The sequence below is a fragment of the Erwinia psidii genome (assembly GCF_003846135.1).
Taxonomy (GTDB): domain Bacteria; phylum Pseudomonadota; class Gammaproteobacteria; order Enterobacterales; family Enterobacteriaceae; genus Erwinia; species Erwinia psidii.
The window spans coordinates 54,604-66,850 of the sequence record NZ_RHHM01000003.1 but is presented as its reverse complement, the minus strand read 5'-3'; the positions used below and the strand labels follow the sequence as shown (position 1 = coordinate 66,850).

The window sequence follows — 12,247 nt, the reverse complement described above, 5'->3', positions numbered from 1 at the left end:
GCGGGCTGCGGCAAGAATGAGAAATAAAAGCTGAACTGTAAAATGCCTGTCCCATTCCTGTTATGTAAGGGGAGGGCGGTTTATCCCCGCTCGCGCGGGGAATTCTGTCAATTTAAATTTTCCATAGCCTTACAATCAACTTGTACGCAATGACAGCAACAATCAGGTCAATTGCTAAAACCACCGGGAAATAAATATTTTCTGGATCACTGACACCTAAAAACTCTGAAATTTTAAACCACACGGCCAGCTGATTTTCGGGCATCGGGTAAGGATATGTGTGAACGAACTTCAGGGAAAGGATACACAGCCCGATAAAAATCAATGGCTTAATTAGATTGCGGGCAGGTTTTACCATATGCGAATACCTCAATTGTGCCATATGTCATCAGGTTGCTATTCGGGATTGGTTCTCTGCGGGTTTGAAGCAACGCGCTGCGAATGCTTGCAAAATCTGACGAATGCTGGAGAGTTATGCATCCTCTGGAAACACCCATTGGGCCGATGGGGTGTAACCTGAAATGGCCGCGTTCTACCGCACTAACCCATGTGTAATCGTCAATTCTGCCGTCATCACGATACAGAGCAAACCATTCATCATAGTGCGTTGGTGTTGAGGTGAACCATGTAGGAATTTCTTTTACTTTATTTTGTAGCCATGTTCTCAGGCCGCCTTTTGGTCGTTCGACAATCCAGTATTTACCCGGCGGCAGCGGTCCGTTATCCGGTACACCAACGCACCCGCCTTTATTGCGAAACTGCTTATTACCGGAAAAAGCCAGGAATGTGCCTATGCCTGAAATTGTGAGCGGTGAGAATTTAGCCTCATTGACTACGAACTTTCCATGTAACGTCATATCTGTTCCTTAGTTAAATTATTGATCGGTTAGTAATATGTCGTTTATGGCGTGAACTGTAAACAGAGAAAGCCCCGGCGAAAGGGCTTTGTTTTTTTCGAAGTGTGGTCACTGAGTGGACATCATTAATAAAATAAGCATTACTATCATAATGTTAAGTGCATTAATTCAGGCCGCTTACGCGGCCTTTTTTATGCCTGCATAAACACCACCTTCTGTGGAGGTGGTCAGCAACAGGTTTTGGCTTTGCCTTATTGTCTTTGGATTTAAATCTTTCAGAACAGGCAGAGACTTTTTGTCAGGGCCCCTATGGGACGCTATCAATGCCACCTGCTACGCAGGTTTTTATACGCCTGCTGCGGCAGCGTGCAGTCAGTCAAACCCCGGTATGACAGGATTTATCAGTGACTTTATAGCGGCCATAAGCTTTCATGTGTGGACATTATGTGGCCGCCAGAATCATATTCATGTCTCCTTTCAGGGAGGTATTCTTATTACACCGCTCAGATAATCCGGTGTAGATCATTTGGTATCACCCGAAACGCGCTGTAATGTCACAATTAAGCCGGTGTAACGCGAAAAAGCGCGGCTCGCTGAGCGGTGCGATATTGTGAGGCAGGGCGCTGAGGTGATGCCACAGTTAAACTCCGCCTGGCGTGTCCTCTGTAAACAGTACGCTATCTGGTGATTGCTGAATCTGGCCGTAATAAAATCTGCCGGGCTGGGAACAGAGCAACAAAAGCCAGTGCCGCCCTGATTGTGCCGACGATGACTGACGACAACATTTTAGCCTGCTCATTTTATTTTCGGCGTCAGATTGTTTTTGCGTCGAAAAGGCGCCCCTTGCTCCACTTTCCGCTGAAGCCCCCGGTGGATTGTGAAATAACTGATATGGTAGCGTTACGCAACCGGCCCTGAGTGCCGGATGATTTATCATTCCCTACTGAAACAGGAATAAGTGATGAGTATTTTCAATACAGAACTGGTTACGCTGGATGGTGAAAAAACGTCACTGGCGACATGGCAGGGTGAGGTGCTGCTGGTGGTCAATGTGGCATCAAAGTGTGGGCTGACCCCGCAGTACGAGCAGCTGGAAAGGTTGCATCGCAGCCTGCACGATCGTGGATTCTCGGTGCTCGGCTTTCCCTGCAATGCTTTCCTTGGACAGGAGCCGGGTACTGGCGAGGAAATAAAGCATTTCTGTAATACCACCTACGGCGTCACCTTCCCGATGTTTAGCAAGACAGAAGTCAACGGTCCTGAGCGGCATCCTTTATATCAACGGCTGGTGGCGGCGCAGCCTGAAGCCATAGTACCGGAAGGGAGCGGTTTTCTGGAACGGATGGTGAGCAAAGGCCGGGCGCCAAAAGAGTATGGCGACATTCTGTGGAACTTTGAGAAATTCCTGGTGGGCCGCAATGGCAGCGTGCTGGCGCGTTTTTCACCGGATATGGAGCCGGAGAATCCACTGTTAGCCGACAGAATTACAGAGGCATTGGGGTCGGATAAATGCTGATCCAGTGTAAAGGTGTTGCGGTGACGCAGCGCCTTTCTCCTTTCAGTGCTGCGGTGGCACCGCGAGAACAGAATCCATTCTGCCTGGCCTCCACGGTGCCGGGAAAGCGCATTAATGGCCTGTCTGACCTGCTCCTGCGACTGGTCAGATCCTCTTTAACGGCATGTTGCTGACCCAGTGGTCATCTTCTGTCCCCTGGCGAGGTATAGTGGCTGGGTTGTTCAACAGTAGCTCCCACCGAATATGCCGGTCTTACAGTGTCAGAAGATGCATATGGCCGGGAAGACACCGGTGAGTCAACCGACAATAATGCAATCTGTGACATTTTATTGCTGTGAGATAAGCCTGCGTGTTCATGGGATAAACTTTCGGGAGGAGAGTGCCAGAGGGTGCGGCTGGCGGCCGTAATCATCCAGACTGCCTGCCGAAAAGTCAGCTGTTGCTCAATGAAGCGTTTACCAACCTGGATCTGGTACAACAGAACGTGTTTAACAAGGCTGACGGACTGACCGCTCTCATGAGGGGACACGATCTCAATCACAGCCTGCCATGCTTACCGGGTATGACTGCCCAAAGATGGTGCCCTGCTGCATCAGGATGCTTTACAACCGGAGATCCTGAGCGCGGTTGCGCTGTACCTTTTGGCAGACTGATGGTCACAGGCCTTCCTTTTCTGACCTCCCTTACCTGATTATTCCGATAATGTTGCCTGCCAGTCTGATTTGTGAGTAGAGTAGTCGTATCTACTGAGGGAACCCTGTATGCGTTACTGGCTTCTGGTAATTATTGTTATTCTCGCAGGTTGCAGCAGCCATGCCCCGCCACCCAATGCCCGTCTTACTGATTCGTTAACTGTCATTGCTCAGTTGAACGATCAGCTGGACCAGTGGCAAGGTACGCCATACCGCTATGGCGGTGTCGGAAGAGGGGGCGTTGATTGCTCAGGCTTCGTCTATGTTACTTTCCGCGATCGTTTTGCGTTACAACTTCCGCGAACCACGTCAGCGCAGACCGATATCGGCACCCGCATTTCCATGCGCGAGTTGCTACCCGGCGATCTGGTTTTTTTTAAAACCGGGCGGGGAGAGAATGGATTGCATGTTGGTATTTATGATACCGATAACCAGTTCATTCATGCTTCTACCAGTCAGGGAGTGATCCGATCTTCACTGGATAATGTTTACTGGAAAAAAGTGTTCTGGCAGGCACGGCGTATTTGAAGGTTGCATATATTTAGCAAGTTAATGATTAGCTGGTGCATATTTATCAGCCATTTGATTTTGGCGATAATAATAAGTTAAGGATGACTTTTTATCGTATAGCCAGGCGGAAAAGACTCTGTTTTGTATCTGAAAGCGACACTGTGCCATTTTTTGTAAGGTTTAATTAAAGTAAGTGTATGCAAGACAATAAAACCTGTCATCCTGACTTAATTATGCAGCTTCTTTCATCCTAAATTTATGGTAACTTACCGTCTTAATCATACCGTTATCCTGCCTGCTCAGGTATCATAACGGCGGCGTTAAATGACAGGTCCCTATTAAATAAAATGAAAATCCATCTGGAAGCGGATTATACAATTTGCACAACATTTCAGCCGATCTACAGCCTGAGCGGACAGCTTATCTCGGTCGGGCTGATGAGCCATTTTTCTCACAGTAGCGCCAATGTGGCGATCCCACTGGATTTGCTGATGCCGCAGTTAAGTCAGGCACAGCGTATTACCCTGTTACAAAACCAACTTAATATTATTGAAAAGCACCATGACTTCTTTCGTTTGCATGGGGTGAAGGTAACACTGAAAACAGATGAAGTGCTGGCGATGGCTATTACAGAAAATGAATTTATGGCCCGTAAAATGGATGCGCTGGAATTAATTGAACTTGAAATTAATGAAGATTTTCCTGGCCTGAAGCTGGGAAAAAATAACCCCTCTTTATTGTCACTGAGTGAGCGGTTCGCCTTAAGCCTTGAAAACTATGGATCGGGAAAAGTATCTTCCACAGCGGTGTATGACAATTTGTTTACCTCAATAAAGCTGGATAAAGGCTTTATGCAACACAATATGAAACGGCCATCCTTTAAACCCTTTATCAACGCCTTGCTGGAACATATCAGGCCGCACTGTCAGAACGTGATTGTTCAGGGCATTGAGGATCTTGCCGCACTGGAAATAATACGCCATTTCGATTTTGATGGTATCCAGAGTTCACTTTTCTCCCCGGTCAGTGAAGAAGTGCTTTGTTCGCTGATTGATGCACCTCTCGACTTACCCAGCCTGCACCAGCAATAACCCTTTGTTGAGTCAGTGTTAACCTCTCTCCCGGCGGTTTACACTGATCGCCCGGCGAGGCCAGCTTGCCGGCGCAGTTAATCCTGAGGGGAGAACAATGCAGTTCAACAATACCTGGCACAACGAGCTGGAAGGTTTCTACAGCGGCGTGCAGCCAACACCGCTGGAAAATCCACGTTTGCTCTGTCACAGCGCGGCGCTTGCCGCGGATTTACATCTGGATGAAAGCTGGTTCAGTGAGCCAAAATCCTCTGTGTGGAGTGGACAAACATTGCTGCCGGGGATGCAGCCTCTGGCGCAGGTTTACAGCGGGCATCAGTTTGGTGTCTGGGCGGGACAACTGGGGGATGGTCGTGGTCTGTTGCTTGGCGAGCAGCAGTTGGCGGATGGGCGCAAGTTTGACTGGCATCTGAAAGGTGCCGGTCTTACACCCTACTCCCGTATGGGCGATGGACGTGCGGTGCTACGCTCCACGCTGCGTGAATTTCTGGCCTGCGAAGCGATGCATGCGCTCGGTGTTCCGACCTCGCGCGCACTGACGGTGGTCACCAGCGATCAGCCGGTGATCCGCGAGACGACCGAACGCGGAGCAATGCTGTTAAGAGTGGCGGAAAGTCATGTCAGGTTTGGCCACTTTGAGCATTTCTTTTATACCCGCCAGCCAGAGAAAGTGCGTGAGCTGGCCGATTATGTTATTCGTCATCACTGGCCGCATTTGCAGCAGGAGTCGCAGCGTTATCTGCTGTGGTTTATTGATGTTGTCAGAAGAACCGCCCGCCTGATTGCTCACTGGCAGAGCATCGGCTTTGCCCACGGGGTAATGAATACGGACAATATGTCGATTCTGGGGCTAACGCTCGACTATGGCCCATATGGTTTCCTTGATGACTATCAACCAGACTTTATCTGTAATCACTCCGATTATCAGGGTCGCTACAGTTTTGCTAATCAACCGGTGGTTGGGTTATGGAACCTGAACCGCCTGGCGCATTCCCTTTCCGGTTTGCTGGAGAGTACACAGCTCAGTCAGGCACTGGCGGAATATGAGCCTGAACTGATGCGCCGCTGGGGTGAGATGATGAGGGAAAAGCTGGGTTTATTCACCGCCGAAGCGGAAGATAATGATATTCTGACCGGCCTGTTGACGCTGATGAGCAATGAGGGCAGTGATTATACCCTGACGTTCCGCAAGCTCAGCGCCACGGAGCAGCAACAGTCGCGCTCGCCGCTGCGGGATGAATTTATCGACAGGGAGGCTTTTGACAGCTGGTACAACATTTATCGTCAGCGTCTGTTACAGGAACAGCGAAGTGACGCAGAGCGCCAGCAAAAGATGAAACAATGCAATCCGGCGATCATACTGCGTAATTATCTGGCGCAACTGGCGATTGAACGGGCAGAGCATGACGACACCTCGGTCCTGAAACGACTGCATCAGGTCCTGAGTACGCCCTTTGGTGATGACGCTCGGTATGCTGATTTAATGTGCCGCCCACCCGACTGGGCAAAAAAACTGGAAATAAGCTGTTCGAGTTGAGATGAAGTTTCCGTCACGACGAGAAAATATCACCTGCCGCAGAGACAAACAGTTATTTTATTTACGATTGTTTTTGTGTGGTAGCTGTTACACTCAGGAGACACTTTATCTGAAAATTGTCAATTATGCTTCGTACCAAGGTTCGCCTCAGGACGCTGTTAACCTCACTCTCTGTGGGAGGGGTTATCTTCACTTCAGGTCTGTTGCTGAGTGCTCTGTTACTGTTTCAACGGGCCAACATTGAAGACAGCCTGATGGAAAGTAATATTGCTTATGCCCGCAAGCTGGCAGATACCACCGATCGTTATCTGACCACGGCACAGCGCGAACTGGCATGGAGTGCTTCCCAGATAACCGGATTGAATAATCCCCAGCTGTTACATCAGGAAACGGAGCGTCTGCGGATGCAATCCGGCTTTTTCAACACGGTCGTGGTGGTTAACACCGATGCCGTAGTGACCGCCGCCTCACCTGAAAGCCTCAACCTGGTGGGCGTGAAGCTAAAATCAGATGCCAGCCGCCGCGCCATCGCGACACAAAAACCCTTTATTTCATCGCCGTTTATGGCAGCATCGGGCAATTATGTTGTGGCACTTTCTCAACCTGTTTTTACCGCCGACGGCCACTATATCGGCTATATTAGCGGCACGATTTTCCTGAAAAAGCAGAGCATACTCAGTGACATTCTGAGCCAACATTTTTATCCCAACGGCTCCGCCATCAGTATTGTCAGCAATGAAGGTCTGGTTATTTTTAGCCATGACACCGCACGGGTGGGATCACGTATGTTGCTGAGTCCGACGCTACAAAAGCAACTTGCCGTGACGGAAAGCGGGCATTTTACCTTGCAGGATGCGGGCAAAAATTATCTGACGGGGTACGCCAGCCTGCATAAAACTGACTGGAATATTTTTATTTCGGGAACCTCGCAGACCGTCCGCGGAATTATGATGCGCACAGCGGGTAACGTTTTATGGTTTATTTTTGCCATTATCACAGTGGCCGCCATCATTATGGCCTTTCTGGCCAGTCGCATTGCAGCGCCGCTGGAAAAACTGGCGGGTATGGTGCGCGAAGGCGGCAGCGATGCCACACCGGAATCACTTGCCTCGGTCAATGCCTGGTATTATGAAGCCTATCGTCTGAAAGATGCGGTGCAGGAGAACCGGCGGGCGGTGGCGGGAAGGGTGGCCGCCCTCAATGATGAGGCAATGACCGATCCGCTGACCGGTTTGCATAATCGACGTGGATTCAATATGTTAGCCGCTGAACTTGGTGACGACCCGGAACAGTGCATTATCGCCATCGATATTGACCATTTTAAAAAGATTAACGACTGGTACGGGCATGATGGGGGTGACGAGGTGCTGGTCAGGCTGGCGTCACTGTTGCGTCAGGTATGTCGGGGAGGCGATGTGATAAGCCGTTTTGGCGGTGAAGAATTCATTGTGATGCTGCCCTGCACCGAGCTTGATACCGCCACCGATATTGCTGAGGACATTCGTCAGGCGGTCTGTTCTGCTTCATTTCCATTTGTCGACAGCATGACGGTATCTCTGGGAGTGGCATCATTACGGGACTGTGGCGACAGGGAAACGCTGTTGCGGCGAGCCGATGAGGCGCTGTATGCCGCAAAAGGAGCCGGGCGTAACCGGGTCTTTGTTTACCGTCCTGGCGCTCAGTTAGCCCAGCATGTTGATGAAAAACCGGCGCGAAAATAAATCTCTGAATCAGCAGATCCCTCGCAGTTTCCATTGCAGCCAGCTGTCCAGCTCTTCTTCTGGCAGCGGCTTTGAATAGAAAAATCCCTGCGCCTGGTCGCAGCCGTATTCAGTCAGTACCGAAACGACGTCCGCGTTTTCCACCCCTTCAGCCAGCACCGTATAGTCCAGTGCTTTGAGCATGGAAATAATACTGCGAGCAATAATGCGTGAAGCCGTATCAGAGGAGAGCCCGTTAATCAGGGAACGATCCAACTTGATGATGTCCAGTGGCATCTGTCTGAGATAGCTGATGTTGCTGTAACCAGTACCAAAATCATCCAGCGAAATACCGAATCCCCGGAGTTTGAGCTTTTCCATACCGCGAAGGGCTGCCGGGCTTTCAATAAGCCGTTCAGTTTCAAGGCACTCAATGCCCAGAAGTGAAGTGGGAAGCTGAGCTTTGATCATTTTGTCTTCCAGCGAATCAGCAAAATGCTCGCGAGCGAAATCGCTGCCGCTAACATTGATGGTTACCGGCAGCTGAATACAGTGGTTGCGCAACCGCGTCAGCCTTTTGATAACCCGGTCGGTGACCCAGGAAGTCATCGCGCTGAGCAGGTCCGTCTGTTCAGCCAGAGGAATGAACATCGCAGGTGACAGTTCTCCTCTTTGTGGGTGTCGCCAGCGGATCAACGCCTCCAGACCAACAGGTCTGCCGCTGTGCAGGCAGATTTTGGGCTGGTAGGCCAGATAAAGTCCTTTGTCATCGCGCAACGCTCTGGCCAGATCGTTCATCAGCATGAAGTCCTGCATACTGTTGGTATCACTGGTCTTACTGAAGCGCATAAAAGGCACGCCGATGCGGATAGCTTCATGCAGGGCGGTGACCGAACGTCGCAATACTTCCTGCGGGGGGGTATCACCGGTAATAAAGTTTTCCTCCCCGGTATGCGTTGTAAGGGCAACCGACAGACCTTCCCCCAGATCGGCGCTGATCCCTTCCAGCCGTCCTGCCACCCATGCTGCGTCATGGTGACTTTGCTGACGGGTGAGCAATGCAAAACGCCCGGTGGCGACGGTATAGAGTGTGTCATCTGAGGAAGGTTTCAGGCGTAAAGGCAGCATAATCGCCATATCTTTTAACAGGCTCTCAAGCGGTCCCACTCCCATCGATCGCGCCAGTTCATAAGCACGAGGCATATCAATACAGTCAATCAACACCAGACGGCGAGGTGTGGTATCGCCCGTTGCTGCCAGATAATGTAAATCCCGGATAAGTCGCTGGCGATTGGGCAAACCGGTCACCGGATCGGCAAAACCTGCCGAATACCATGCCTGGAGGAACGACATTGCCAGGGAGGCCAACAGTTGCAGCGTGGCAAGCTGGTCATCGTTAAAAAAATGTGGCAGGGTGTCTGTCACACAAAGCGTGCCGAGAACGACGTCTTCACTGTTTTTCAGTGGGACGCCGGCGTAAAAACGAATGTACGGTGGACCTGTGATAAAAGGATGATTAGCAAAACGGAGGTCTTCCAGGGTATCAGAAACCACCATCGCATTTTCACTGTCCACCACATAGTGGCAGAGAGAGTCCGAACGTGAGGATGTCTCAAGCGTGAAATTACAGGCGGCGCGAACATACTGGTGTTCGTCATCCAGCACAGAAATAAAACTGCCGGGAATGCCCAGTGCATGGCTTGCCAGCAGGACAAACTTCCTGAGTACGTCATCCCGGCTTTCGTCGGAACTACGGAGCATCTGAAGGGCCAGGATGCGGCGAGCAATATCGCCGCGGAGATGAGTAAGCATATGTGTCCTCCGCGCCGGACTGCTCAGGAGCGAAACTGAAAAAAAACAATATACAGTGTTAAGCCACCGTAAAGCGCGATATCTGCAACAGGTAAAAACGATTAATGTAATGTGTACCTGATACAGTATGCTTTTCTGACCCCGTTGTCATATTTATTTACTTCAACGAATTCCTTACGTTCTGACGATATATTTATTTAATCGTGTTACGGTTTCTTTTTTTTAATTGCCTGCCAAAATAGCCGGTACAAAAAATATCGGATGCCATCAGATTTCTATAAATAGGGAAATGATAATCCGGTTTATTATTTTTATAATTACTACCACCAGGATCATCTAATGCAATTACTTCGACATTTTACTATCCGCCGTGTTGTGCTGTGGATAATGATCATTTCTTTTTGTATCGTCGCGCTGACTGAAGGCTACAGTTCTTTGGTGCTGCGCAATTTTAGCCTGCATATCATTCGGACCGAACAACTGGCGCAGCAGTTGTCTTTTATTGCCAGAGCCGAAATGGTCAAAGACAGCGGAACACAGGCTGAAATAACCGCATTGCAGGCACAGGTCCCGGCCGGAACTGACTGGAATAACTACCGGGCGGCCCTGACAGCGGCTGAGCCAGTCTACAAACAGGCGGTAAACGAACGGCTGGCGGCGTTGCAGGCACAGATAGCCGATGATAACGCTGGTGTGTCAACCAACAGTCGGCATCTTGATTTTATTTTCATCGCAGGACTGCTTGCGGCTGCGGCGCTGCTTATCTTCTGCGATCGTTATCTGGTGGTACACCTTGTCAGACCGGTTGGCAAGATCCGCGCTCATTTCCGGGTTATCGCCAGTGGTGATTTAACCCATGAACCTGAGGATCTTGGACGCAACTGTGTGGGACAACTGGTGCCGCTGGTAAAAGAGATGCAGCACAGCCTCCTTGACACCGTCCAGGCCATTCGTGATAACGCCGCGTTACTGAGCCGCGAGGCCGGAGATATTGCCGCCGGCAACGCCGATCTGTCCGACAGGACGGCCACGCAGGCCGCCGCGCTGGAACAGACAGCAGCCAGCATGGAGCAGCTTACCGCCACCGTCAGCCACAATGCCGTTAACGCCCGTGAGGCAAGGGAACTGGCTGAACGCACCACAGACAATACGCATAAAGGCGAAGAACTGGTCAGAACCGTGGCGACGGCGATGAACGGCATTGCCGCAGGGTCTGAAAAAATTCGCCAGTTTACCACCACTATCAACAGTATTGCGTTTCAAACCAATATCCTCGCCTTGAACGCCGCGGTAGAAGCGGCCCGTGCTGGCGATCAGGGCCGTGGTTTTGCGGTTGTCGCCAGTGAAGTGCGTTCTCTGGCGCAACGTAGTGCGGCTGCCGCCAAAGAGATAGAGCAGCTGATTGCTGACACGGTGTCCCGTGTTGACCACGGACGCAGTGCTGCCAACAGCGCCGGTACTATCATGGATGACGTGTTGCGTGGCGTGGGCAGCGTGAATGAACTGATTGGCCAGATTGCGCTGGCCTCTGATGAGCAAAGCAAAGGGATATCAATGGTTACCCTTGCGGTGGCAGAACTTGACCGGGTGACACAGCAGAATGCGACTCTGGTTCAGGAAGTAGCGGTTTCAGCAGGAAGCCTGACCGGGCAAACCGAAACGCTTGGCAGCGTTATCCGCCGTTTTACATTGCCGGACAACCATTTGCTGACGCACAATCCCGGTATCGCCTTGTAACGCCAGCTTCCTGAAAACGTGCCATTAAAAATGGCAATGCAGGCTGGCAGGCAATCTCTTCAGGCAGCCAGTCTGCGCATTTTTGCACTGCTAATTATATGAGATAACGACATTCGGGAAATAACCGTATGTCGCCATATAACCTAAATATTATCTTAAACACCGCATTAAATGTTATTTTCCAGGCTTATAACATTATTATTCAGGGTTTCAACTGAATTAAAATTGCTGGCAATAAAAAGCTGGAATATTTTTCATGGCGGTAAAATAAAAACTGAATATAGTCAAAATCGGGTTTAAGACAAATAACCAATGTGGTGAAAACAATTCCGTAATGACCCGAAAGCAGACATTCTGCATAAAAATAACCACCGCACATCACCTGAAGTTGGCCTGCTGCGCCGGCGTTGTTCATCGGCGTTGTTCATCGGCGTTTTTTATCGCCACCGGAAAGCACTTCATTATATTGAGCACCATTTCTGCCATTGAGCTTTGCCGTAACATTTGCAACGCATAATTTAGCTGAACGGGTTCATCAGGGGGGCTTGTTGCCGGGTAACGCCATGTACGTTAAGGGTATTAATCCACGAACTGCGTCAATACGTACTCAGCCTGAGAACATCGGTCCGTTGTCACACCCCCGCTTGCAGCAGGATTTGTCGGCTAAGAATGCTCTGGAAATTGCCATCCGTGGCCATCGTCTGACCCGATGTTTTTTATTTGACTGGCATCAGGCGCCAGACGGTGCCAGGCTTCATGCACTTATAAGTGACAACCTGTCGCATACTGACCTGG

The 12,247-nt window shown here is 50.3% G+C and carries 10 protein-coding genes; 6 read left to right on the top strand and 4 right to left on the bottom strand.

Going from position 1 to position 12,247, the window contains the following annotated elements; all coding sequences use genetic code 11:
- Window positions 1-112: 112 nt before the first annotated feature.
- Both EB241_RS04865 and EB241_RS04860 read right to left on the bottom strand, forming a co-directional pair.
- The gene (locus EB241_RS04865) at window positions 113-358 is read right to left on the bottom strand and encodes a hypothetical protein (RefSeq protein ID WP_124232095.1); all 246 of its coding nucleotides are present in this window, start codon (window positions 356-358) and stop codon (window positions 113-115) included.
- On the bottom strand, window positions 330-857 hold the full coding sequence (locus EB241_RS04860) for a DUF2778 domain-containing protein (protein ID WP_124232094.1): 528 nt from the start codon (window positions 855-857) through the stop codon (window positions 330-332). The genes EB241_RS04865 and EB241_RS04860 overlap by 29 nt, the downstream gene beginning before the upstream one ends.
- 961 nt (window positions 858-1,818) lie before the next feature.
- Between EB241_RS04860 and EB241_RS04855 the strand changes: the two genes are divergently transcribed.
- The 5 genes from EB241_RS04855 to EB241_RS04835 all read left to right on the top strand — a co-directional run bounded on the left by EB241_RS04855 (window position 1,819) and on the right by EB241_RS04835 (window position 7,924).
- Window positions 1,819-2,373 carry a glutathione peroxidase gene (locus EB241_RS04855; protein WP_124232093.1) on the top strand — a complete coding sequence of 185 codons (555 nt, stop codon included), beginning with the start codon at window positions 1,819-1,821 and terminating at the stop codon, window positions 2,371-2,373.
- A 761-nt stretch (window positions 2,374-3,134) separates the two neighbouring features.
- Entirely contained in the window at window positions 3,135-3,593 is a 459-nt protein-coding gene (locus EB241_RS04850) for an NlpC/P60 family protein (RefSeq protein ID WP_124232092.1), read from the top strand.
- Between the two features lie 329 nt (window positions 3,594-3,922).
- On the top strand, window positions 3,923-4,666 hold the full coding sequence (locus tag EB241_RS04845) for an EAL domain-containing protein (protein WP_124232091.1): 744 nt from the start codon (window positions 3,923-3,925) through the stop codon (window positions 4,664-4,666).
- Window positions 4,667-4,763: 97 nt separating this feature from the next.
- Entirely contained in the window at window positions 4,764-6,203 is a 1,440-nt protein-coding gene (locus EB241_RS04840) for a protein adenylyltransferase SelO (protein ID WP_124232090.1), read from the top strand.
- A gap of 125 nt (window positions 6,204-6,328) precedes the next feature.
- A complete protein-coding gene (locus EB241_RS04835; RefSeq protein WP_124232089.1) occupies window positions 6,329-7,924 on the top strand; it encodes a sensor domain-containing diguanylate cyclase in 1,596 nt (531 codons plus the stop codon).
- A 9-nt stretch (window positions 7,925-7,933) separates the two neighbouring features.
- Here EB241_RS04835 and EB241_RS04830 read toward each other — a convergent pair whose 3' ends face one another.
- The gene (locus tag EB241_RS04830; RefSeq protein ID WP_124232088.1) at window positions 7,934-9,715 is read right to left on the bottom strand and encodes a putative bifunctional diguanylate cyclase/phosphodiesterase; all 1,782 of its coding nucleotides are present in this window, start codon (window positions 9,713-9,715) and stop codon (window positions 7,934-7,936) included.
- A gap of 339 nt (window positions 9,716-10,054) precedes the next feature.
- Between EB241_RS04830 and EB241_RS04825 the strand changes: the two genes are divergently transcribed.
- The gene (locus tag EB241_RS04825; RefSeq protein ID WP_124232087.1) at window positions 10,055-11,452 is read left to right on the top strand and encodes a methyl-accepting chemotaxis protein; all 1,398 of its coding nucleotides are present in this window, start codon (window positions 10,055-10,057) and stop codon (window positions 11,450-11,452) included.
- Between the two features lie 202 nt (window positions 11,453-11,654).
- Here EB241_RS04825 and EB241_RS04820 read toward each other — a convergent pair whose 3' ends face one another.
- Entirely contained in the window at window positions 11,655-11,867 is a 213-nt protein-coding gene (locus EB241_RS04820) for a hypothetical protein (protein ID WP_124232086.1), read from the bottom strand.
- Window positions 11,868-12,247 lie beyond the last annotated feature (380 nt).